General features: G+C 41.8%; 26 protein-coding genes. All 26 read left to right on the top strand.

The window, feature by feature from the left end; translation table 11 throughout:
- Positions 1-57 precede the first annotated feature (57 nt).
- The 26 genes from NYE20_RS19330 to ctpB all read left to right on the top strand — a co-directional run bounded on the left by NYE20_RS19330 (position 58) and on the right by ctpB (position 22,139).
- Complete coding sequence (locus NYE20_RS19330) at positions 58-903, top strand: DegV family protein (RefSeq protein WP_003244125.1); 846 nt, start codon at positions 58-60, stop codon at positions 901-903.
- Positions 904-1,008: 105 nt separating this feature from the next.
- A complete protein-coding gene (gene comFA, locus NYE20_RS19325) occupies positions 1,009-2,400 on the top strand; it encodes an ATP-dependent helicase ComFA (RefSeq protein ID WP_014481052.1) in 1,392 nt (463 codons plus the stop codon).
- A 59-nt stretch (positions 2,401-2,459) separates the two neighbouring features.
- A complete protein-coding gene (gene comFB / locus NYE20_RS19320; protein WP_003227989.1) occupies positions 2,460-2,756 on the top strand; it encodes a late competence protein ComFB in 297 nt (98 codons plus the stop codon).
- Positions 2,720-3,442 carry a comF operon protein ComFC gene (gene comFC / locus NYE20_RS19315; protein ID WP_014481051.1) on the top strand — a complete coding sequence of 241 codons (723 nt, stop codon included), beginning with the start codon at positions 2,720-2,722 and terminating at the stop codon, positions 3,440-3,442. Before comFB ends, comFC begins: the two co-directional genes overlap by 37 nt.
- 73 nt (positions 3,443-3,515) lie before the next feature.
- Positions 3,516-3,935 carry a TIGR03826 family flagellar region protein gene (locus NYE20_RS19310; protein WP_003227995.1) on the top strand — a complete coding sequence of 140 codons (420 nt, stop codon included), beginning with the start codon at positions 3,516-3,518 and terminating at the stop codon, positions 3,933-3,935.
- An 80-nt stretch (positions 3,936-4,015) separates the two neighbouring features.
- Positions 4,016-4,282 carry a flagellar biosynthesis anti-sigma factor FlgM gene (gene flgM / locus NYE20_RS19305; protein WP_014481049.1) on the top strand — a complete coding sequence of 89 codons (267 nt, stop codon included), beginning with the start codon at positions 4,016-4,018 and terminating at the stop codon, positions 4,280-4,282.
- 15 nt (positions 4,283-4,297) lie between these two features.
- A complete protein-coding gene (gene flgN / locus NYE20_RS19300; RefSeq protein ID WP_014481048.1) occupies positions 4,298-4,780 on the top strand; it encodes a flagellar protein FlgN in 483 nt (160 codons plus the stop codon).
- Between the two features lie 18 nt (positions 4,781-4,798).
- Positions 4,799-6,322 (top strand): flagellar hook-associated protein FlgK, encoded by a 1,524-nt coding sequence (gene flgK, locus NYE20_RS19295; protein WP_161621181.1) that lies wholly within the window; start codon positions 4,799-4,801, stop codon positions 6,320-6,322.
- A 10-nt stretch (positions 6,323-6,332) separates the two neighbouring features.
- A complete protein-coding gene (gene flgL / locus NYE20_RS19290) occupies positions 6,333-7,229 on the top strand; it encodes a flagellar hook-associated protein FlgL (RefSeq protein ID WP_014478126.1) in 897 nt (298 codons plus the stop codon).
- A gap of 46 nt (positions 7,230-7,275) precedes the next feature.
- Positions 7,276-7,851 carry a DUF6470 family protein gene (locus tag NYE20_RS19285; RefSeq protein ID WP_014481045.1) on the top strand — a complete coding sequence of 192 codons (576 nt, stop codon included), beginning with the start codon at positions 7,276-7,278 and terminating at the stop codon, positions 7,849-7,851.
- A gap of 20 nt (positions 7,852-7,871) precedes the next feature.
- Positions 7,872-8,303: a flagellar assembly protein FliW gene (gene fliW, locus NYE20_RS19280; protein ID WP_003228007.1), complete on the top strand. Its 432-nt coding sequence runs from the start codon at positions 7,872-7,874 to the stop codon at positions 8,301-8,303.
- Entirely contained in the window at positions 8,297-8,521 is a 225-nt protein-coding gene (csrA, locus tag NYE20_RS19275) for a carbon storage regulator CsrA (RefSeq protein ID WP_003219727.1), read from the top strand. The genes fliW and csrA overlap by 7 nt, the downstream gene beginning before the upstream one ends.
- Positions 8,522-8,665: 144 nt before the next feature.
- Positions 8,666-9,505 (top strand): flagellin Hag, encoded by an 840-nt coding sequence (gene hag, locus NYE20_RS19270; protein WP_070547858.1) that lies wholly within the window; start codon positions 8,666-8,668, stop codon positions 9,503-9,505.
- A gap of 234 nt (positions 9,506-9,739) precedes the next feature.
- Entirely contained in the window at positions 9,740-10,069 is a 330-nt protein-coding gene (gene flaG / locus NYE20_RS19265) for a flagellar protein FlaG (protein ID WP_021480710.1), read from the top strand.
- A gap of 17 nt (positions 10,070-10,086) precedes the next feature.
- Positions 10,087-11,583, top strand: a complete 1,497-nt coding sequence (locus NYE20_RS19260; protein WP_024571528.1) for a flagellar hook-associated protein 2 — start codon at positions 10,087-10,089, stop codon at positions 11,581-11,583.
- 21 nt (positions 11,584-11,604) lie between these two features.
- The gene (gene fliS / locus NYE20_RS19255) at positions 11,605-12,006 is read left to right on the top strand and encodes a flagellar export chaperone FliS (protein WP_003243747.1); all 402 of its coding nucleotides are present in this window, start codon (positions 11,605-11,607) and stop codon (positions 12,004-12,006) included.
- Positions 12,003-12,344, top strand: a complete 342-nt coding sequence (gene fliT / locus NYE20_RS19250; RefSeq protein ID WP_003242603.1) for a flagella biosynthesis regulatory protein FliT — start codon at positions 12,003-12,005, stop codon at positions 12,342-12,344. Before fliS ends, fliT begins: the two co-directional genes overlap by 4 nt.
- Before the next feature lie 9 nt (positions 12,345-12,353).
- A complete protein-coding gene (locus tag NYE20_RS19245) occupies positions 12,354-12,731 on the top strand; it encodes a hypothetical protein (RefSeq protein ID WP_003244377.1) in 378 nt (125 codons plus the stop codon).
- 190 nt (positions 12,732-12,921) lie between these two features.
- The gene (gene hpf, locus NYE20_RS19240; RefSeq protein WP_003228031.1) at positions 12,922-13,491 is read left to right on the top strand and encodes a ribosome hibernation promotion factor; all 570 of its coding nucleotides are present in this window, start codon (positions 12,922-12,924) and stop codon (positions 13,489-13,491) included.
- Positions 13,492-13,658: 167 nt separating this feature from the next.
- Positions 13,659-16,184 carry a preprotein translocase subunit SecA gene (gene secA, locus NYE20_RS19235; RefSeq protein ID WP_161621182.1) on the top strand — a complete coding sequence of 842 codons (2,526 nt, stop codon included), beginning with the start codon at positions 13,659-13,661 and terminating at the stop codon, positions 16,182-16,184.
- Between the two features lie 69 nt (positions 16,185-16,253).
- A protein-coding gene (prfB, locus tag NYE20_RS19230; protein WP_010886623.1) for a peptide chain release factor 2 occupies positions 16,254-17,355 on the top strand; the annotation gives its coding sequence in 2 pieces (ribosomal slippage) (positions 16,254-16,325 and positions 16,327-17,355; 1,101 coding nt in all).
- Between the two features lie 166 nt (positions 17,356-17,521).
- A complete protein-coding gene (locus NYE20_RS19225; RefSeq protein WP_015483762.1) occupies positions 17,522-18,367 on the top strand; it encodes a YitT family protein in 846 nt (281 codons plus the stop codon).
- A 48-nt stretch (positions 18,368-18,415) separates the two neighbouring features.
- Entirely contained in the window at positions 18,416-18,754 is a 339-nt protein-coding gene (cccB, locus tag NYE20_RS19220; RefSeq protein WP_021480707.1) for a cytochrome c551, read from the top strand.
- 233 nt (positions 18,755-18,987) lie between these two features.
- Positions 18,988-19,674 carry a cell division ATP-binding protein FtsE gene (ftsE, locus tag NYE20_RS19215; RefSeq protein ID WP_003228039.1) on the top strand — a complete coding sequence of 229 codons (687 nt, stop codon included), beginning with the start codon at positions 18,988-18,990 and terminating at the stop codon, positions 19,672-19,674.
- Positions 19,667-20,557: a permease-like cell division protein FtsX gene (gene ftsX / locus NYE20_RS19210; RefSeq protein WP_009968247.1), complete on the top strand. Its 891-nt coding sequence runs from the start codon at positions 19,667-19,669 to the stop codon at positions 20,555-20,557. The genes ftsE and ftsX overlap by 8 nt, the downstream gene beginning before the upstream one ends.
- A gap of 139 nt (positions 20,558-20,696) precedes the next feature.
- Positions 20,697-22,139, top strand: a complete 1,443-nt coding sequence (gene ctpB / locus NYE20_RS19205; protein ID WP_014481034.1) for a carboxy-terminal processing protease CtpB — start codon at positions 20,697-20,699, stop codon at positions 22,137-22,139.
- Positions 22,140-22,215 lie beyond the last annotated feature (76 nt).

The following is a 22,215-nucleotide window of genomic DNA, read 5'->3' as shown; positions in this document are numbered from 1 at the left end:
TAGGCTGCCGTTTCCCTTACAATAGAGTTATAAAGCAATAAGGCAGGTATCGAAGCTATGAATATTGCAGTCGTAACAGACAGCACGGCATATATTCCGAAAGAAATGCGTGAACAACATCAGATACATATGATCCCTCTCCAGGTTGTTTTTAGGGAGGAGACTTACCGTGAAGAAATTGAGTTGGACTGGAAAAGCTTTTACGAAGAAGTGAAAAAACATAATGAGCTCCCGACGACTTCTCAGCCGCCAATCGGCGAGCTGGTTGCGTTGTATGAAGAGCTTGGCAAGTCTTATGATGCGGTTATCAGTATCCATCTTTCCAGCGGGATCAGCGGAACATTCAGCAGTGCAGCAGCGGCTGATTCGATGGTCGACAATATTGATGTGTATCCATTTGACTCAGAGATCAGCTGCTTGGCTCAAGGCTTTTATGCCCTTAAAGCTGCTGAATTAATCAAAAACGGAGCATCATCGCCGGAAGATATTATAAAAGAACTGGAAGAAATGAAAAAAACAGTTCGAGCTTATTTTATGGTAGATGACTTAGCTCATCTTCAGCGCGGCGGGCGATTAAGCAGCGCCCAAGCCTTCATTGGTAGTCTTCTAAAGGTAAAGCCTATCCTTCATTTTGACAATAAGGTAATTGTGCCTTTTGAGAAGATTCGCACACGTAAAAAAGCAATTTCGCGAATTTATGAGCTTTTAGACGAAGATGCGAGTAAAGGGTTGCCTATGCGAGCTGCTGTTATCCACGCTAATCGAGAGGAAGAAGCAGCGAAAATCATTGAAGAGCTTTCTGCAAAATATCCTCATGTTGAATTTTATAACAGCTATTTTGGCGCGGTAATCGGCACTCATTTGGGTGAAGGTGCGTTAGGAATTTGCTGGTGTTTTAAATAAGGCCAAATCTCCGTTTTTAGAGCGGAGATTTTTTTATATTCTTATTTTAATTGTTGGACAGAAAATATTCATTCAGGCATACTGTCTCGAAAGGAGGCGTGCTATGTGAATGTGCCAGTTGAAAAAAACAGTTCCTTTTCTAGAGAATTGCAGCAGACGCTTCGAAGCCGTCATTTGCTCAGGACTGAGCTCTCATTTTCCGATGAGATGATTGAATGGCATATCAAGAATGGATATATCACTGCTGAAAATTCTATATCCATAAATAAACGGGGATATAGATGTAATAGGTGCGGCCAAACTGATCAGCGGTATTATTCTTTTTATCACTCATCTGGAAAGAATAAGCTGTATTGCCGTTCCTGTGTCATGATGGGAAGAGTGAGTGAGGAGGTTCCTTTATATTCATGGGAAGAGGAAAATGAACCAAACTGGCAGTCAATTAAACTGACATGGGACGGCAAGCTTTCAAGCGGACAGCAAAAAGCCGCCAATGTTTTAATTGAAGCAATATCAAAAAAAGAAGAGCTCCTCATCTGGGCGGTTTGCGGCGCTGGCAAAACAGAAATGCTGTTTCCTGGTATAGAATCAGCGTTAAATCAAGGACTGCGTGTATGTATTGCAACACCTCGCACCGATGTTGTATTAGAGCTTGCTCCAAGGCTCAAGGCTGCCTTTCAGGGTGCTGACATTTCTGCGCTTTACGGAGGAAGCGATGACAAAGGGCGGCTATCTCCGCTTATGATTTCCACTACGCATCAGCTTTTGCGATATAAAGATGCAATCGATGTTATGATCATTGATGAAGTTGACGCTTTTCCATATTCCGCTGATCAAACCCTTCAATTCGCTGTTCAAAAAGCAAGAAAGAAAAACAGCACCCTCGTTTATTTAAGTGCAACACCTCCTAAAGAATTAAAAAGAAAAGCACTGAACGGACAGTTACATTCAGTTCGCATCCCCGCAAGACACCACCGGAAACCTTTACCCGAACCGCGCTTTGTATGGTGTGGAAACTGGAAGAAGAAATTAAACCGAAATAAAATTCCGCCAGCGGTGAAAAGATGGATAGAGTTTCATGTAAAAGAAGGGAGGCCTGTTTTTTTATTCGTTCCTTCCGTTTCTATTCTGGAAAAGGCTGCTGCGTGCTTTAGAGGTGTTCATTGCCGAACCGCATCTGTGCACGCGGAAGACAAGCATAGAAAGGAGAAAGTGCAGCAATTCAGAGATGGTCAGCTCGATCTATTAATCACAACAACAATACTGGAAAGAGGCGTCACAGTCCCCAAGGTGCAAACGGGTGTACTAGGAGCGGAATCACCTATCTTTACGGAAAGCGCACTTGTTCAAATTGCAGGAAGAACCGGCCGGCATAAAGAATATGCGGACGGCGATGTCATTTTCTTTCACTTCGGCAAAACAAAGAGTATGCTCGATGCAAGAAAGCATATAAAAGAAATGAATGAATTGGCAGCAAAAGTTGAATGTACAGACTAGCCATTATTTGAAAACGTGGTACAGTATACTCATATAACCGATGATGAGGAGCTGTAAAAATGCTTGTCAATTCAAAAGAAATCGTAATGAAAGAACTGCTCGACCGATATATGGACCAGCTTCATATGGCCTGTACTTGCCAAGTATGCCAAAACGATGTATTGGCACTTTCTTTAAACAAAGTGAGTCCATCCTACGTTACTGATTTTAAAAAGATCGCATATACGAAAGCTGAGCTGGTAGATAAACAAAAAAACACAGCAATGCTTGTCATTTTGGCTGAATCTGCTGCCGTAGTTTCAGAGAGTCCAAGCGATTTATGTCAAACGAAGCAGGAGGAGGCATTCATAAACTGATCTGTTTATTATGTGATTCGCAATTTTCTCAAGATGTTACATGGAGAGCCCTTTTTTTACTAAAGCCTGATGAAAAGGTTTGTTATTCTTGCAGAAGCAAATTAAAGAAAATCACAGGACATATCTGCCCCCTGTGCGGCAGACCTCAATCTGTTCATGCCGTATGCAGGGATTGCGAGGTGTGGAGAACAAGGATCAGAGACAGTTTGCTATTGCGTCAAAACCGTTCAGTTTACACATATAATGATATGATGAAAGAAACGCTCTCCCGTTTTAAATTTAGAGGAGATGCAGAAATCATAAATGCATTTAAAAGTGATTTTTCTTCAACCTTTTCTAAGGTTTACCCCGATAAGCATTTTGTTCTTGTACCTATTCCGCTGAGCAAGGAACGGGAAGAAGAGCGCGGATTTAACCAGGCACAGCTCTTGGCAGAATGTTTAGACCGGCCTTCCCACCATCCCCTCATTCGCCTGAATAATGAGAAACAGTCAAAGAAAAAGAAAACAGAACGCCTGCTGTCAGAGCGCATTTTTGATACAAAAAATAATTCAGCAGAAGGTATGAATATCATTTTAATAGACGATCTTTATACAACAGGCGCCACCTTGCACTTCGCAGCCCGCTGCTTATTAGAAAAAGGAAAAGCCGCTTCAGTGTCATCTTTTACCTTGATCAGAAGCTAAATGATTCTGTTTTTATGCCGATATAATCACTAGAAATTGACACAGGCATATTATCTAATAAGGAGAAAAAAAGATGGGAGAACTGGCTAATTGTCCGAAATGCAATGCTTTATTTTTAAAAACAAAGCTGCAAACCGTATGTCAGGCGTGTATTAAGGAAGAAGAAAAATCATTTGAGACTGTCTATAAATTTTTAAGAAAACAGGAAAACCGGCAATCAACTTTGAGCCGGATAACTGAGGAAACAGGTGTGGAAGAAGAGCTGATATTGAAATTCATCAGGCAGAAGCGAATTCAGATCACTCATCTTCCTAATTTGGCATACCCTTGTGAAAGGTGCGGGACATCGATTAGAGAAGGCAAGTTCTGCAAGGCTTGCCAGTCCGATATTAAGGATCAAATGGATCATTTGAACCACGAGGATGCTCTGAAAATCGAGAAAGAAAATAGTAAAAAAGACACATACTATGCCTATAATACCAAAAACAGCTGATTCCCTAAACTAACTGAAAACGCAGTCGATAAAAGGGTTAAGATTGTTTAAAGACTGCAACGGAAAGCGAGAGGAATCCTATGAAAATCAATCAATTTGGAACACAATCCGTTAATCCATATCAAAAAAATTATGATAAGCAAGCGGTGCAAAAAACTGCTGCACAGCCTCAAGATAAAATTGAAATTTCATCACAGGCTAAAGAAATGCAACATGCATCCGACGCAGTCACTGGTTCACGACAGGAAAAAATTGCGCAGCTTAAAGCGCAAATTGAAAACGGGTCATACAAAGTAGACGCAAATCATATCGCGAAAAATATAATTAATTTTTATAAAAAGCAGTAAAAAAGGAGAAAGCCCATGTCAGCGAAGGCAATTATTGAACAATTGAAGCGACTTTGCGTTCTGCATGAGCACCTGCTCACGCTGTCTGAAGAAAAGACGGAAGCGCTCAAAGCCGGCAAAACAAAAGAGCTTTCTAACATTTTGACAAAAGAGCAAAAATATATTCAAGCAATCACGCAGACAGAAGATGACCGGATCAAAACAACTTCGGCCTTTCTCGGATATAGCGAAAATAATACTATTTCCGCATGTATCGCCAAAACCTCAGGCAGTGAAAAGGAAGAGCTGGAACAATTATACGAATCTCTTTCTCAAGTTCTCGGACGTCTGAAAAAAGTAAATGAGATGAATAGGCAGCTGACAAGAGACGCGCTGCAATTCATCTCTATTTCGTACGATATGCTGGTTCCTAAGGAAAATAACTTCAATTACAGCAAATCAATTAAAGCTGAGCTGCCGAAAAGCAGCCAAATGAAACTGTTTGATTCAAAAGCTTAGCAGAAAGGAATTCAGAAAATGACATCTACCTTTATGGGGCTTGAAACTGCAAGGCGGGCGTTAAGCGCTCAGCAGGCAGCGTTAAGCACTACTGCAAATAACGTGGCAAATGCCAATACTGATGGTTATACAAGACAGCGGGTCTCATTGGAGGCAACTGACTATTTCCCTGCTGTATCTAAAAACGCAGAAAAAACAGCGGGACAAATGGGTACGGGCGTTCAAGGAAAATCAGTTGAGAGAATAAGAGATATCTTTCTTGACTACCAATACCGTCTTCAAAACAACAGTGCCGGATACTATGACACGAAGGCAAAAGCGCTGTCCCAAATGGAAGGCGTTTTAAATGAAACGGATGACAGCGGCTTGAACAGTGTGCTCAATTCGTTTTGGAATTCCCTGCAGGAATTATCGAATAATACAAATGAAGAAAGTGCACGTTCTGTTGTTGCTCGAAAAGGACAAGCTGTAGCTGAAACGTTTAATTATATTTCTGAATCACTTACAAATGTCCAATCGAATTTAAAAGCAGAGCTAAATACAACTGTGTTGGATGTCAATTCTCTGCTTTCTCAATTAAACAGTTTAAATAAGCAAATTGCACAAGTAGAGCCGGGCGGGCTTCTTCCGAATGGTTTATATGACCAGCGAGATTTGCTGATCGATAAATTATCCTCAATGGTTGATATCAAAGTCAGCTACAACAAATCAGGCGGGAATGCACTTGCATCTGCTGAAGGAACTGTATCAATTGAAATCCTTGATAAAAATAAACAGTCGCTAGGAACTGTTTTGGACGGTAAAAATTACGAGGTTTCAGAACTTGCAGCCAACTATGATAATGAAACTGGGTTAGTATCAAGTATTTCAATCGGGGATACAGCTGTGCAGGCGGAGTCCTTTAGCAGCAAGGGATCCCTTTTAGGATTTATAGAGTCTTATGGGTATATAACAGCAGATGGCCAAGAAAAGGGCGTATACCCGGAAATGCTTTCTGATCTTGACAATATGGCGCTTGAATTCGCGAAAGCTTTCAATGAAGTGCACAGAAATGGTGTGACCAAGAGCGGTGAACAAGGCGGAGACTTTTTTGATTTTACTGGCGGTGAAACTGAACCTGCCAAGGGCGCGGCGGGCAAGATCAAAGTGGCTGACAGCATAATAGATTCAAAAGGCGCAAACATTGCTTTCTCACTGACTGGTGCAGCCAACGATAACGCAAATGCTACAAAATTAGCAAATGTTTTAACAGGTAAAATAACCATTAACGGTAAAGAAACTAGTATTTTAGATTATTATGCGGGTCTGATTGGCGAGCTAGGGATCGAAGCTCAAGAGGCTAATCGACTGGCGTCTAATACAGAAACACAGCTGAATGATGCTGACATAAACCGTCAGCAAATGAGCGCAGTTTCTTTAGACGAAGAAATGACGAATATGATTCAATTCCAACACGCATACAATGCAGCTGCAAGAATGGTGACTTTACAAGACGAATTACTTGATAAAGTGATCAACGGCATGGGTGTTGGAGGAAGGTAGGTAGAGTCACATGAGAGTAACACAAGGCATGATACAGCAAAACTCACTGAGATATATCGGTTCGAGCTACTCGAAGCTGGATAAACTCCAGTCGCAGATTTCTTCAGGGAAAAAAATCTCAAAAGCTTCCGACGATCCTGTAGTAGCAATGAAAAGCTTAAAGTATAATACGCAACTGTCTCAAGTGCAGCAGTACAAAAGCAATGCTTCTCAAGCCTTTACCTGGCTCGAAAACACAGAAACGAACATTACAGAAGGAATTGACATCCTGTCAAAGGTCAGAGAATTAGCGGTTGAAGCTCAAAATGATACAAACGGCGAGTCGGAGCGGCAAGCGATTGGCGTAGAGGTAAAGCAGTTAAAGGAACAGCTTTTAAATATTGCGAATACACAAGTGAACGGCAGATATATCTTTAATGGCACAAATTCAGATAAGCCTCCGGTTACAGATAACGGAGACGGAACTTATACAATTTCTGATACAGCTGATGTCGTAGTCAATATATCAAATAATATGTCATTGAAAGTGAATTCAGATCCAAAGTCAGCTTTTGGAGGCACTTCTGAAAGCGGGCAAAATGTATTTGAAATGCTTGATTCTTTTGAGAAAGCACTAAATTCTGGTTCGCTAGATGGCATGGACAATGTTTTAGATGATATTGATCATTTTTCTGACGGCATGAGTGCTGAACGATCTGATCTTGGAGCGAGATATAATCGTCTTGAACTGGTTAATACAAGACTGTCAGCGCAAGAAGAAACAGCTACCAAAGTGTTATCAGACAATGAAGATGTAGAACTGGAAGAGGTAATAACTGAATTTATTGCGCAGCAAAGTGTGCACAGGGCTACTCTGGCCGTTAATGCGCAAATTGTTCAGCCTACATTGATTGACTTTTTAAAGTAAGCGGCTCTTAGGAGTTCGCTTTTTTTATAGTTCAGGAGGTAGAGTGATGCAGATTCCCAGATTGATTATGCATAGTGTTCAAGGAAAAATTGGTTTAACAACGACGCCTGCCAGCTTAAAAATGGAGCAGCCTCAAGCTGATCTAGAGATCGAACAGCCGAGTGCGGAAATGGAAATATCGGTGACACCTGGAAAACTCACGATTGACCAGACACAAGCATGGGAAGAATTAGACAGAAAGCATGTTTTCAAGAGAATTGAAGAAGCCGCCCAACAAGGGCATGAGGATGTAATGAAGGGAATAGCGCGCACGGCAGAAGAAGGCGACGAGCTTATGAGAATTGAAAATAAAGGGAACCCAATCGCTTCGCAAGCAAGGAGGAACTCTGAGATGCACCAAATTCAATTAGGCGAAAATTATGCTCCTTCTCTATCTAGGGTGAAAATACAATATACTCCGTCACAGCTTGATGTTCAGATTACGCCGCGAAAGCCTGTTATTCAGGCTGAGCCGCATAAGCCAATTGTTGAATATACGCCAGGAAATGTTAAGGTTGACATGCTCCAATACCCTGATTTAAATATAGATGTAGAATACCCGAAAGAATCACCCGAAAAGTAAAAAGAAAAGGATCGTGAACAATGATCATTCATACGAAGTACCATGGCCAAATGAACATAAAAGAAGAACAAATCATTCTTTTTGAAAGCGGGATTCCAGGCTTTTTAGAAGAAAAACAATTTGTCATACTTCCGCTTTCAGAAGACTCTCCATTCGTGGCACTGCAGTCCGTCACTTCAGAAAATCTTGCGTTCATCGTTGTAAGTCCGTTTATCTTTTTTAAGAATTATGAATTTGACCTTGATGAATCAACTGCTGAACTTTTGGATATCGATAATATTCAAGACGTAGAAGTCATGACAATATTGACCATGGCAGAGCCATTCGAAAAATCTACTGCTAATTTATTGGCTCCCATTATTGTGAATCGCAAGAACATGATGGCTAAGCAAGTCGTTTTACACGACTCCTCATATACGACAAAGCATCCGATTGGAGGAGAATCATGCTAGTTTTATCGCGGAAAATAAACGAAGCGATTCAAATAGGTGCTGATATTGAAGTGAAAGTGATTGCGGTTGAGGGGGATCAAGTGAAGCTTGGAATTGACGCCCCAAAGCATATTGATATTCACAGGAAAGAAATTTACTTGACCATTCAGGAAGAAAATAACCGTGCAGCAGCGTTATCCAGCGATGTGATCTCCGCATTATCCTCACAAAAAAAGTGAGGATTTTTTTATTTTTGTATTAACAAAATCAGAGACAATCCGATATTAATGATGTAGCCGGGAGGAGGCGCAAAAGACTCCGCCAGTTACAAAATAAGGGCACAAGGACGTGCCTTAACAACATATTCAGGGAGGAACAAAACAATGAGAATTAACCACAATATCGCAGCGCTTAACACACTGAACCGTTTGTCTTCAAACAACGGTGCATCACAAAAAAACATGGAGAAACTTTCTTCAGGTCTTCGTATCAACCGTGCGGGAGATGACGCAGCAGGTCTTGCGATCTCTGAAAAAATGAGAGGACAAATCAGAGGTCTTGAAATGGCTTCTAAAAACTCTCAAGACGGAATCTCTCTTATCCAAACAGCTGAGGGTGCATTGACTGAAACTCATGCGATTCTTCAACGTATGCGTGAACTTACTGTTCAAGCAGGAAACACAGGTACACAACAAGCAGAAGATCTTGGTGCAATTAAAGATGAAATGGATGCGCTTATTGAGGAAGTTGATGGCATTTCCGATCGCACTGAATTTAACGGTAAAAAGTTATTAGACGGATCTTCCGCTACTACTGGATTTACATTCCAAATTGGTGCAAATGCAGGCCAACAGCTTAACGTTAAAATCGCTGACATGGGAGCAGCTGCTCTAGGTACTACTGTTACAGTTGATAAACTTGACGTAACAGATTTTGCTACTACTTCTTTTGACAATCAACTAAAAGGTATTGATGAGGCTATTAACGCAGTATCAACTCAACGTGCTAAACTTGGTGCGGTACAAAACCGTCTTGAGCACACAATCAATAACTTGAGCGCTTCTGGTGAAAACCTGACTGCTGCTGAGTCTCGTATCCGTGACGTTGACATGGCGAAAGAAATGAGTGAGTTCACAAAGAACAACATTCTTTCTCAGGCTTCTCAAGCGATGCTGGCTCAAGCAAACCAACAACCGCAAAACGTACTTCAATTATTACGTTAATTTTAAAAAAGACCTTGGCAACGCCAAGGTCTTTTATTTAATATTTCTAGCTCCGAATACTTCCCCCTTGCTGTCATTAACTCGTGATATAATAACCGGATTCTCCACTAACTTTTTATAAATGTATTTCCAAACAAGAAATCTAAAACAGAAGATTTTTTTTCCAAAAATATGTGTAATCTTATCTCAATTTAGTCGATATAAACGATAGATTGGGGCATAGGGGATGATCAATTGAACATTGAAAGGCTCACTACGTTACAACCTGTTTGGGATCGTTATGATACTCAAATACATAATCAGAAAGATAATGATAACGAGGTTCCTGTTCATCAAGTTTCATATACCAATCTTGCTGAAATGGTGGGGGAAATGAACAAGCTTTTGGAACCTTCGCAAGTTCACCTGAAGTTTGAGCTTCATGAGAAGTTAAATGAATACTATGTAAAAGTAATAGAGGACTCTACAAATGAAGTGATCCGCGAAATTCCACCAAAACGGTGGCTTGATTTTTATGCGGCTATGACTGAATTTCTCGGGTTATTTGTAGATGAAAAAAAGTAGAATAGGAGTGGTTTGAGATGGTCACAAGAATAACAGGTCTGGCGTCAGGAATGGATATAGATGATATTGTATCAAAGCTGATGCAGACAGAGAGAGCGCCGCTTGATAAGCTGAAGCAAAAAAAGCAGACTCTTGAATGGCAGCGTGACAGCTATCGTGAAGTCAATACAAAAATAAAAGAATTGCAAGACTATATGTCTAATAATAAGCTGACATATCCGAGTACGTTTCAGAGCAAAACTGTGACAAGCTCTAATGAGTCTGTGTTAACTGCTACAGGAAGCGCAAGTGCACCAAACTCTTCTTCTACTGTTGAAGTGGCGAGCTTGGCAACCGCAGCAACGTATAAGGCAAACAATTATACGGGTTATACACAAGGCGATTATAATTTGGCATTTAACGTTGTTGCGCCTGGTGAGACAACGGCAAAAACAGTGAACATTAGTGTGACGAGCGCCGATACGATTGATAATGTGATTTCTAAACTTAACAGCTCAGATCTAGGAGTATCAGCTTTTAAAGATAAAATTTGGAATGGTACAGAGTACGTAGAAACCATTGCGTTTTCTTCTAAAGCAACAGGTGCAGGGGGCAGTATACAGGCAGCAGACTCTGCTACAGCTGACTTTATGTCCGGTCAGCTTGGTTTTTCTTTGGATGCTGATAATAAGCTCACTGCTTACAAAGAAGGCACAAATGCCAAAGTCACAATCAACGGCTTTGAAATGGAGAAGCTGACAAACAATTTCACGGTGAATGGTGTTACTTACTCGATTAAAAATACAACTGCAGCCACAGGCCCTGTTACCACATCTGTTTCTACTGATGTTGACGGGATTTATAACCAAATCAAAGAGTTTGTAGATAAATACAATGAAATGGTTGACAGCCTGAATGAAAAGCTGAAAGAAGAAAAATACCGAGACTATACTCCGTTGACAAGTGAACAAAAAGAAGCCATGTCCGATAAAGAGGTAGAGCTCTGGGAGGAGAAGGCGAAAAGCGGATTGCTTAGAAATGATTCCAGCATCAGCACCGGCACGAACCAAATGCGGACTGACTTTTATACTCAAGTTAATGCGGATGGGAAAACCTATCAATTGACAGAATTTGGCATAACAACCTCAAGTGCTTACCAAATGCGGGGGCATTTAGAGATTAATGAAGACAAACTGAAAGCCAAAATACAAGAAGATCCGCAAAGCGTTGCCGCTTTATTTACAAGTGGATCGAACAGCAGCGCCTATAGTGATAAAGGGATTATGAAACGCATCGGTGACACCCTGAAAAGTACGGTGAAGAGCATTGAAGCAAAAGCCGGCAACTCGACAATGGGAACCAATGATTATTCAATCGGTAAAAATTTAAACACGATCAGCACAGATATTACCAAAATGCAGGACCGGTTGACCACAATAGAAAACCGCTATTATACAAAATTCAGTGCAATGGATTCTGCGATTCAAAAAATGAACGAACAAGCGTCCTATTTATCACAGCTTCTTGTACAATAAATGTAATTTGGAGGATGACACATGGCGATCCAAAATCCTTATACAGCCTATCAGCAAAATTCAGTGAATACGGCTACACCCGGTGAGCTGACGCTTATGCTGTATAATGGCTGTTTGAAATTTATAAGACTTGCCGCTCAGGCCATTGAGAATGATGATATGGAACGTAAAAATGAAAATCTGATTAAAGCGCAAAATATTATTCAGGAATTAAATTTTACACTTAACCGTAACATAGAGCTTTCCGCTTCTATGGGTGCGATGTACGATTATATGTATCGCAGATTGGTACAGGCAAATATCAAAAATGATACGGGCATGCTGGCTGAGGTTGAAGGTTATGTAACAGATTTTCGCGATGCTTGGAAACAAGCCATTCAAAGTGAACGGAAGGACCGGCACGGATCAGGCGGGATCGCATGAATAATATAGATCAACTATACACTGAGACGAAGAGTATGCTGTCACACATACAAAATACGCCGGAAAGCGATGAACTTTTAAAGCAAATTGAAGACTTTGTGGCTACACGGTCTGAACTGATTCAGGAGATATCTCTGCCGCTTTCAGAAGAAGAGCGAAAGCAGATGAAACTTATTTTGACATGGGATCAGCTGATTGTGAAGGAAATGGAAAGACTGAAGCAGTCAATCGCAACAGAACTTCAGCAGATGAAAAGAAAACGTGTGATGCATACGACTTATTTAAACCCTTATAACAACATTACGATTGACGGCACATATTATGACAAGCGTAAATAGGTGAGTGCCTTGAAGAGCATTGAAGATTATACGCTTTTATCAGCTTATTATCATCTTCTTTTTACCATTGAAGAAGGGTTGTGTTATTTGATAGAGGCTGAAGAGAATTTATCAAAAACAGAAGGGGATCGGATCTACCAAGATCTGATCCAAGCCTTTTTTTATTTGGATTCAACACATTCAACACTTCTCTTCATTATGGATTCGCGGTGTGCTGAAATTTGTGTGAAAGCATTTGACCAAATTTTTGCGGAGTTTGATCAATTGGTCTCTTTCTCTTTTCCCTCTCATGAGTTCTGTGAGTATTTAAAGGAACATTTTCTGATTCATTATAGAAAATGGATGCTGTCTATTCATCAATGTATGGAACCCTTTTTAATCAATTAGGCGTGTGTGAGGTATTTGTTTCGTTCAATCAGCATATACATATACCTCCGAACCGCCAATAACAGAGCAAATACAAACAAAATTCGACAAAGTTCACTGAATTTTCACAAAAGATTTATGTTTCAGCAGGAATTGTAAAGGGTAAAAGAGAAATAGATACATATCCTTAATAAAAGGGAGGCGTTCTTTGATGAACTATAACATCAGAGGAGAAAATATTGAAGTGACACCCGCGTTAAAGGATCATGTCGAGAGGAAGATCGGCAAGCTGGAGCGCTATTTTGACCATAGCGTGGATGCTGATGTGAACGTCAACTTGAAGTTTTACAATGACAAGGAGTCTAAGGTTGAGGTTACGATTCCGATGACAGATCTGGCGCTTCGGTCCGAGGTGCATAACGAGGATATGTACAACGCAATTGATCTCGCAACAAACAAACTGGAACGTCAAATCCGTAAGCATAAAACGAAAGTAAACCGTAAATTCCGTGAGCAGGGCTCTCCAAAATATTTATTGGCAAACGGTCTTGGCTCTGATACAGATATTGCGGTTCAGGATGACATAGAAGAGGAGGAGAGCTTGGATATCGTCCGTCAGAAACGCTTTAATTTAAAGCCGATGGATAGTGAAGAAGCGATCCTGCAAATGAATATGCTCGGCCATAATTTCTTTGTTTTCACAAATGCGGAAACAAACCTTACAAATGTCGTGTACCGCAGAAATGACGGGAAATATGGCTTAATTGAACCGACTGAATAATGAAGAGAAGCCTTCCGTGATGTCCGCGGAAGGTTTTTGTTTTTCTTATTTGCAAATTCTTTGGAAATAACAAAAGGTATGATATGATAATGAGAGGTATACATGGACTAGTAAATTATTTATACATGCCTCTAAAATAGGCATGTGATGATAGAGGAGCGTTATAAATGCTTGGAATTTTAAATAAAATGTTTGATCCAACAAAACGTACGCTGAATAGATACGAAAAAATTGCTAACGATATTGATGCGATTCGCGGAGACTATGAAAATCTCTCTGACGACGCGTTGAAACATAAAACAATTGAATTTAAAGAGCGTCTTGAAAAAGGGGCGACAACGGATGATCTTCTTGTTGAAGCTTTCGCTGTTGTTCGAGAAGCTTCACGCCGCGTAACAGGCATGTTTCCGTTTAAAGTCCAGCTCATGGGGGGCGTGGCGCTTCATGACGGAAATATAGCGGAAATGAAAACAGGGGAAGGGAAAACATTAACGTCTACCCTGCCTGTTTATTTAAATGCGTTAACAGGTAAAGGCGTACACGTCGTGACTGTCAACGAATACTTGGCAAGCCGTGACGCTGAGCAAATGGGGAAAATTTTTGAGTTTCTCGGTTTGACTGTCGGTTTGAATTTAAACTCAATGTCAAAAGACGAAAAACGGGAAGCTTATGCCGCTGATATTACTTACTCCACAAACAACGAGCTTGGCTTCGATTATTTGCGTGACAATATGGTTCTTTATAAAGAGCAGATGGTTCAGCGCCCGCTTCATTTTGCGGTAATAGATGAAGTTGACTCTATTTTAATTGATGAAGCGAGAACACCGCTTATCATTTCTGGACAAGCTGCAAAATCCACTAAGCTGTACGTACAGGCAAATGCTTTTGTCCGCATGTTAAAAGCGGAGAAGGATTACACGTACGACATCAAAACAAAAGCTGTACAGCTTACTGAAGAAGGAATGACGAAGGCGGAAAAAGCATTCGGCATCGATAACCTCTTTGATGTGAAGCATGTCGCGCTCAACCACCATATCAATCAGGCCTTAAAAGCTCACGTTGCGATGCAAAAGGACGTTGACTATGTAGTGGAAGACGGACAGGTTGTTATTGTTGATTCCTTCACGGGACGTTTGATGAAAGGCCGCCGCTACAGTGAGGGGCTTCACCAAGCGATTGAAGCGAAGGAAGGGCTTGAGATTCAAAACGAAAGCATGACCTTGGCGACGATTACGTTCCAAAATTACTTCCGGATGTACGAAAAACTTGCCGGTATGACGGGTACAGCTAAGACAGAGGAAGAAGAATTCCGCAACATCTACAACATGCAGGTTGTAACGATCCCTACCAACAGGCCTGTTGTCCGTGATGACCGCCCGGATTTAATTTACCGCACGATGGAAGGAAAGTTTAAGGCAGTTGCGGAGGATGTCGCACAGCGTTACATGACGGGACAGCCTGTTCTCGTCGGTACGGTTGCCGTTGAAACATCTGAATTGATTTCTAAGCTGCTTAAAAACAAAGGAATTCCGCATCAAGTGTTAAATGCCAAAAACCATGAACGTGAAGCGCAGATCATTGAAGAGGCCGGCCAAAAAGGCGCAGTTACGATTGCGACTAACATGGCGGGGCGCGGAACGGACATTAAGCTTGGCGAAGGTGTAAAAGAGCTTGGCGGACTCGCTGTTGTCGGAACAGAACGACATGAATCACGCCGGATTGACAATCAGCTTCGAGGTCGTTCCGGACGTCAGGGAGACCCGGGGATTACTCAATTTTATCTTTCTATGGAAGATGAATTGATGCGCAGATTCGGAGCTGAGCGGACAATGGCGATGCTTGACCGCTTCGGCATGGACGACTCTACTCCAATTCAAAGCAAAATGGTATCTCGCGCGGTTGAATCGTCACAAAAACGTGTCGAAGGCAATAACTTCGATTCGCGTAAACAGCTTCTGCAATATGATGATGTTCTCCGCCAGCAGCGTGAGGTCATTTATAAGCAGCGCTTTGAAGTCATTGACTCTGAAAACCTGCGTGAAATCGTTGAAAATATGATCAAGTCTTCTCTCGAACGCGCAATTGCAGCCTATACGCCAAGAGAAGAGCTTCCTGAGGAGTGGAAGCTTGACGGTCTAGTTGATCTTATCAACACAACTTATCTTGATGAAGGTGCGCTTGAGAAGAGCGATATCTTCGGGAAAGAACCGGATGAAATGCTTGAGCTCATTATGGATCGCATCATCACAAAATATAATGAGAAGGAAGAGCAATTCGGCAAAGAGCAAATGCGCGAATTCGAAAAAGTTATCGTTCTTCGTGCCGTTGATTCTAAATGGATGGATCATATTGATGCGATGGATCAGCTCCGCCAAGGGATTCACCTTCGTGCTTATGCGCAGACGAACCCGCTTCGTGAGTATCAAATGGAAGGCTTTGCGATGTTTGAGCATATGATTGAATCAATTGAGGACGAAGTCGCAAAATTTGTGATGAAAGCTGAGATTGAAAACAATCTGGAGCGTGAAGAGGTTGTACAAGGCCAAACAACAGCTCATCAGCCGCAAGAAGGCGACGATAACAAAAAAGCAAAGAAAGCACCGGTTCGCAAAGTGGTTGATATCGGACGAAATGCCCCATGCCACTGCGGAAGCGGGAAAAAATATAAAAATTGCTGCGGCCGTACTGAATAGTTCGCCCCGGCAAGTTTACTGACCGCGGCGCCTGCAGGCGCCTGCGGATCTTTTAATGAGGTGAATGAAATGGAATTATCAGAAATCAGAGCAGAGCTCGAAAATATGGCTTCTCGTTTAGCGGACTTTAGGGGGTCTCTTTGACCTCGAATCAAAGGAGGCCCGCATTGCTGAGCTAGATGAACAAATGGCTGATCCGGAATTCTGGAATGATCAGCAAAAAGCTCAAACGGTTATAAATGAAGCAAACGGTTTAAAGGATTATGTCAATTCGTATAAAAAATTGAATGAATCCCACGAAGAATTACAAATGACTCATGATCTTTTGAAAGAAGAGCCGGACACTGATCTCCAGCTTGAGCTTGAAAAAGAACTAAAATCATTAACAAAAGAGTTCAATGAGTTTGAGCTTCAGCTTCTTCTCAGCGAGCCGTATGATAAAAATAACGCGATTTTAGAACTGCACCCTGGTGCTGGCGGTACAGAGTCACAGGACTGGGGCTCTATGCTTCTTAGAATGTATACAAGATGGGGAGAGCGCCGCGGCTTTAAAGTAGAAACACTCGATTACCTTCCAGGTGACGAGGCTGGAATCAAGTCAGTGACATTGCTCATCAAAGGACACAACGCTTACGGGTATCTCAAAGCAGAAAAAGGTGTCCATCGTCTTGTGCGGATCTCACCATTTGATTCATCAGGCCGCCGCCACACATCTTTCGTTTCATGTGAAGTCATGCCTGAATTTAACGATGAAATTGATATTGATATTCGTACGGAGGATATTAAAGTTGACACGTACCGTGCAAGCGGCGCGGGCGGACAGCACGTCAATACGACGGATTCAGCCGTTCGGATTACTCACTTGCCGACGAACGTAGTTGTGACATGCCAAACGGAGCGCTCACAAATTAAAAACCGTGAAAGAGCCATGAAAATGCTGAAGGCCAAGCTGTATCAGCGCAGAATTGAAGAGCAGCAGGCAGAGCTGGATGAAATTCGCGGTGAACAAAAAGAAATCGGCTGGGGCAGCCAAATCCGTTCTTATGTATTCCATCCGTATTCCATGGTAAAAGATCATCGGACCAATACAGAAATGGGGAACGTTCAAGCTGTAATGGATGGTGACATTGATACGTTTATTGATGCCTACCTGCGTTCTAAGCTTTCATAAGCTGAAAAACACACCTGATGCATACGGGTGTGTTTTTTTTATTCCTTATATCCTTGATTTCACTGCTGCTTTAGCATATTACCACTGTATTTGGGTGTTATTTACATCTAATCAGGGAAGGATTAAAATGCTATCGGAGAGCATTGGAAGAAACGGAGGATATATGATGGACGTACGGAATAAAACATTGTGGATTTTGCGGGATTATGTATACATATTGTTAGGAGCAGCGATTACGGCCGTGTCCTTTAATGTATTTTTGCTTCCGAACAAGATTGCCGCCGGCGGTGTCAGCGGGATCAGTACGATTTTACAATCATATGGTTTTGAAGCAGCGTATGTACAGTGGATTATTAATATCCCTTTATTTATTGCTGGCGTCATTTTGCTCGGCGGGAAATTTGGACTAAAGACGCTTGCAGGTTCTGTGTTTTTGCCGCTAGTAGTGTTTCTGACAAGGGATATTCAGCCCGCCACTCATCATGAACTCTTGGCGGCGATTTTTGGCGGTGTCGGGATAGGTATCGGAATTGGTATTGTGTACTTAGGGAAAGGTTCGACGGGAGGTACAGCCTTGGCTGCACAGATCATTCATAAGTACTCCGGTCTGTCATTGGGGAAGTGCCTCGCCATCATTGACGGAATGATTGTTGTTACGGCTATGATCGTATTTAATATTGAGCAAGGCTTATATGCCATGCTTGGCGTCTATGTGTCCAGCAAAACCATTGATGTTGTGCAAGTCGGCTTTAATCGTTCAAAAATGGCACTCATCATTACAAAGCAGGAGCAGGCTGTCAAGGAGGCTGTCTTACAGAAGATTGACAGAGGCGTGACAAAAATTTCTGCAGTCGGCGGATATACTGACGATGACCGTCCGATTTTAATGTGCGTGGTTGGGCAAACTGAATTCACCAAATTGAAACAAATCGTTAAACAGATTGATGAGTCAGCTTTTGTGATTGTAGCAGACGCGAGCGAGGTGCTCGGCGAGGGTTTCAAACGCGCTTAAACGAGGTTATAATATGGAAGAGATCGTAAAGGAGTTGTGCTTCTCAACATGAAATCAAAGTTATCGATACTAATGATTGGATTTGCGCTTTCTGTTCTGTTGGCTGCCTGCGGATCAAACGATGCAAAAGAAGAGAAGGCAGACACCGGCAGCAAGACGGAAGCCACTGCATCTGAAGGGGAAGAATTATATCAGCAAAGCTGCGTAGGCTGCCACGGCAAGGATTTAGAAGGTGTGTCAGGACCTAATCTCCAAGAGGTCGGAGGCAAATACGATGAACACAAAATTGAAAGCATTATTAAAAACGGCCGCGGCAATATGCCAAAGGGGCTTGTAGAGGATAACGAAGCCGCTGTTATTGCCAAATGGCTGTCAGAAAAAAAGTAAGATAAAAACATCCTTGCCGAGTGCCGGCAAGGATGTTTTTATGCCTTGACAATATGAATGAAAAGAAACTGTAATAGTATTATGTCTAAATTTGACGTATAATGAAGTGTATTGAAAAAGGGAACTTTCAGATTTTTCATCTTTTTACAAATGAATGGGTCATAAATTGTCGAATGCATTCGAAGAGTATGACCGTGTGATAGATAAAATGATATAAAAGATTAGGTGATTTCATGATAGAGATGAAGGAAGTATATAAAGCCTATCCGAACGGCGTAAAAGCGCTCAATGGGATTTCTGTTACCATTCATCCCGGCGAGTTTGTGTATGTTGTTGGTCCGAGCGGAGCGGGTAAATCTACTTTTATTAAAATGATTTACAGAGAAGAAAAACCGACAAAAGGACAAATTTTAATCAATCATAAAGATCTCGCGACAATTAAAGAAAAAGAGATTCCTTTCGTGCGCCGCAAAATAGGCGTTGTCTTTCAGGATTTCAAGCTTCTTCCGAAACTTACTGTTTTTGAAAATGTGGCATTTGCCCTTGAAGTGATTGGAGAACAGCCGTCTGTCATTAAGAAACGGGTGCTTGAAGTGCTTGATCTCGTGCAGTTGAAGCATAAAGCGCGACAATTTCCTGACCAGCTTTCAGGCGGGGAGCAGCAGCGTGTATCTATTGCAAGATCAATTGTGAACAATCCTGATGTTGTCATTGCTGATGAACCGACAGGAAACCTTGATCCGGATACGTCTTGGGAAGTCATGAAGACGCTGGAGGAAATTAACAACCGCGGGACAACAGTCGTGATGGCGACACATAATAAAGAAATCGTAAACACCATGAAGAAACGTGTCATTGCAATCGAAGATGGTATCATTGTGCGTGATGAGTCAAGAGGGGAGTATGGTTCATATGATTAAAATTCTCGGGCGCCACTTGCGTGAGAGTTTTAAATCTCTCGGTAGAAACACATGGATGACATTTGCATCCATTAGTGCTGTAACCGTTACGCTGATTTTAGTCGGCGTGTTTTTAGTGATTATGCTGAATTTGAATAACATGGCCACGAATGCTGAAAAACAAGTTGAAATCAAAGTGCTGATTGATCTGACTGCAGATCAGAAGGCACAGGACAAGCTTCAGAACGATATTAAGGAACTGAAGGGCATTCAGAGTGTTACTTTTTCATCTAAAGAAAAAGAGCTTGACCAGCTGGTTGACAGTTTTGGTGACAGCGGAAAATCTCTGACAATGAAGGATCAGGAAAACCCGCTTAATGATGCGTTTGTCGTCAAAACGACAGATCCGCATGATACGCCGAACGTGGCGAAAAAGATCGAAAAAATGGATCATGTTTATAAAGTCACTTATGGAAAAGAAGAGGTCAGCCGTTTGTTTAAAGTGGTCGGCGTTTCCCGCAACATTGGAATCGCGTTAATTATCGGCCTGGTATTTACGGCGATGTTCTTAATTTCCAACACCATTAAAATTACAATTTTCGCAAGAAGAAAAGAAATTGAAATCATGAAGCTTGTCGGCGCGACAAACTGGTTTATCCGCTGGCCGTTTTTCCTTGAAGGATTGCTGCTAGGCGTATTCGGTTCTGTGATTCCGATTGCATTGGTGCTGAGCACTTACCAATACGTCATCGGATGGGTCGTTCCAAAGGTTCAAGGATCATTTGTCTCTCTTCTTCCTTATAATCCATTTGTATTCCAAGTTTCGCTAGTGCTGATTGCAATCGGCGCAGTAATTGGAGTATGGGGAAGTCTGACTTCCATCCGCAAGTTTTTGCGAGTATAAAGTGAAAAAGCCGTTCCGCTTTCGGGACGGCTTTTCATTTGCCTTCTTTTTCTTCTATGATTACATGAAATCTCCATCCTTTACATATACTATCTCTAGGTTTTGGTAAAGACAGTCTGGCATACAGGAGGAGTAAAGGATGAATCAAAAAATAATGGCTGTGATAGCAGCAGGGAGCATGCTGTTCGGAGGCGCCGGTGTATATGCGGGAATCAACCTGCTTGAGATGGATAAGCCCCAGACTGCAGCAGTTCCCGCGACGGCACAAGCTGACTCTGAACGGGATAAAGCTATGGACAAAATCGAAAAAGCGTATGAGTTAATTTCGAATGAGTACGTAGAAAAAGTAGATAGAGAAAAGCTGCTCGAGGGAGCCATCCAGGGAATGCTGTCTACGCTAAATGATCCTTATTCTGTTTACATGGATAAGCAGACAGCTAAGCAATTTTCTGATTCTCTTGATTCCTCATTTGAAGGCATCGGGGCTGAGGTTGGCATGGAAGACGGCAAAATTATTATTGTTTCTCCATTCAAGAAATCGCCAGCGGAAAAAGCCGGGTTGAAGCCTAATGATGAAATTATCAGCATCAATGGAGAATCGATGGCCGGCAAGGATTTAAACCACGCTGTGTTAAAAATAAGAGGAAAAAAAGGGTCCAGCGTTTCAATGAAGATTCAGCGGCCTGGAACGAAGAAGCAGCTGTCATTCCGGATCAAGAGAGCTGAGATTCCACTCGAAACGGTTTTTGCATCAGAGAAAAAAGTACAGGGGCATTCTGTTGGATATATTGCCATCTCTACTTTTTCTGAGCACACCGCAGAGGATTTTGCAAAAGCGCTGAGGGAGCTTGAGAAAAAAGAAATAGAAGGACTTGTCATTGATGTACGCGGCAACCCGGGCGGATATCTTCAAAGTGTGGAAGAAATTCTTAAGCATTTCGTTACAAAGGATCAGCCGTATATTCAGATTGCTGAACGCAATGGGGATAAAAAACGTTATTTTTCAACATTGACCCATAAAAAAGCGTACCCTGTCAATGTGATTACGGATAAAGGAAGTGCCTCTGCATCAGAAATTCTTGCCGGTGCATTAAAGGAAGCTGGCCATTATGATGTTGTAGGCGATACGTCTTTTGGAAAGGGAACGGTTCAACAGGCTGTGCCAATGGGGGACGGCAGCAACATCAAATTAACGCTTTACAAGTGGCTGACGCCAAATGGAAACTGGATTCATAAGAAAGGAATTGAACCGACCATTGCGATTAAGCAGCCCGATTATTTTTCCGCCGGGCCTTTACAGCTGAAAGAGCCGCTTAAAGTGGACATGAACAATGAAGACGTCAAGCATGCGCAGGTATTGTTAAAAGGTCTCAGCTTTGATCCGGGACGTGAGGATGGCTATTTCAGCAAAGACATGAAAAAAGCGGTTATGGCTTTTCAGGATCAAAACAAGCTGAATAAAACCGGTGTGATCGACACTCGCACTGCAGAGACATTAAACCGGCAGATAGAAAAGAAAAAATCAGATGAAAAAAATGATTTGCAGCTTCAAACAGCATTGAAATCATTATTTGTCAATTAAAGGAGATGGTATTCCATCTCCTGTTTCTTTGTGCTTAAAGAGATTATGGATCATAAGTCACATAAAAAATGAGTTT

The organism is Bacillus sp. FSL R5-0416, assembly GCF_037975425.1.
GTDB lineage: Bacteria > Bacillota > Bacilli > Bacillales > Bacillaceae > Bacillus > Bacillus subtilis.
This window is presented reverse-complemented; position numbering and strand designations above follow the sequence as displayed.

Excerpts from the sequence above, each read along its gene's own strand:
- fliS (WP_003243747.1), top strand. The coding sequence starts at position 11,605 with ATGGCGATCCAAAATCCTTATACAGCCTATCAGCAAAATTCAGTGAAT.
- flgL (WP_014478126.1), top strand. The coding sequence starts at position 6,333 with ATGAGAGTAACACAAGGCATGATACAGCAAAACTCACTGAGATATATC.
- NYE20_RS19285 (WP_014481045.1), top strand. The coding sequence starts at position 7,276 with ATGCAGATTCCCAGATTGATTATGCATAGTGTTCAAGGAAAAATTGGT.
- flgN (WP_014481048.1), top strand. The coding sequence starts at position 4,298 with ATGTCAGCGAAGGCAATTATTGAACAATTGAAGCGACTTTGCGTTCTG.
- secA (WP_161621182.1), top strand. The coding sequence starts at position 13,659 with ATGCTTGGAATTTTAAATAAAATGTTTGATCCAACAAAACGTACGCTG.
- flgK (WP_161621181.1), top strand. The coding sequence starts at position 4,799 with ATGACATCTACCTTTATGGGGCTTGAAACTGCAAGGCGGGCGTTAAGC.
- comFB (WP_003227989.1), top strand. The coding sequence starts at position 2,460 with ATGCTTGTCAATTCAAAAGAAATCGTAATGAAAGAACTGCTCGACCGA.
- cccB (WP_021480707.1), top strand. The coding sequence starts at position 18,416 with ATGAAATCAAAGTTATCGATACTAATGATTGGATTTGCGCTTTCTGTT.
- ftsE (WP_003228039.1), top strand. The coding sequence starts at position 18,988 with ATGATAGAGATGAAGGAAGTATATAAAGCCTATCCGAACGGCGTAAAA.
- hag (WP_070547858.1), top strand. The coding sequence starts at position 8,666 with ATGAGAATTAACCACAATATCGCAGCGCTTAACACACTGAACCGTTTG.
- NYE20_RS19225 (WP_015483762.1), top strand. The coding sequence starts at position 17,522 with ATGGACGTACGGAATAAAACATTGTGGATTTTGCGGGATTATGTATAC.
- csrA (WP_003219727.1), top strand. The coding sequence starts at position 8,297 with ATGCTAGTTTTATCGCGGAAAATAAACGAAGCGATTCAAATAGGTGCT.
- comFC (WP_014481051.1), top strand. The coding sequence starts at position 2,720 with ATGTCAAACGAAGCAGGAGGAGGCATTCATAAACTGATCTGTTTATTA.
- NYE20_RS19330 (WP_003244125.1), top strand. The coding sequence starts at position 58 with ATGAATATTGCAGTCGTAACAGACAGCACGGCATATATTCCGAAAGAA.
- NYE20_RS19310 (WP_003227995.1), top strand. The coding sequence starts at position 3,516 with ATGGGAGAACTGGCTAATTGTCCGAAATGCAATGCTTTATTTTTAAAA.
- flgM (WP_014481049.1), top strand. The coding sequence starts at position 4,016 with ATGAAAATCAATCAATTTGGAACACAATCCGTTAATCCATATCAAAAA.
- fliT (WP_003242603.1), top strand. The coding sequence starts at position 12,003 with ATGAATAATATAGATCAACTATACACTGAGACGAAGAGTATGCTGTCA.
- ctpB (WP_014481034.1), top strand. The coding sequence starts at position 20,697 with ATGAATCAAAAAATAATGGCTGTGATAGCAGCAGGGAGCATGCTGTTC.
- fliW (WP_003228007.1), top strand. The coding sequence starts at position 7,872 with ATGATCATTCATACGAAGTACCATGGCCAAATGAACATAAAAGAAGAA.
- hpf (WP_003228031.1), top strand. The coding sequence starts at position 12,922 with ATGAACTATAACATCAGAGGAGAAAATATTGAAGTGACACCCGCGTTA.
- NYE20_RS19260 (WP_024571528.1), top strand. The coding sequence starts at position 10,087 with ATGGTCACAAGAATAACAGGTCTGGCGTCAGGAATGGATATAGATGAT.
- ftsX (WP_009968247.1), top strand. The coding sequence starts at position 19,667 with ATGATTAAAATTCTCGGGCGCCACTTGCGTGAGAGTTTTAAATCTCTC.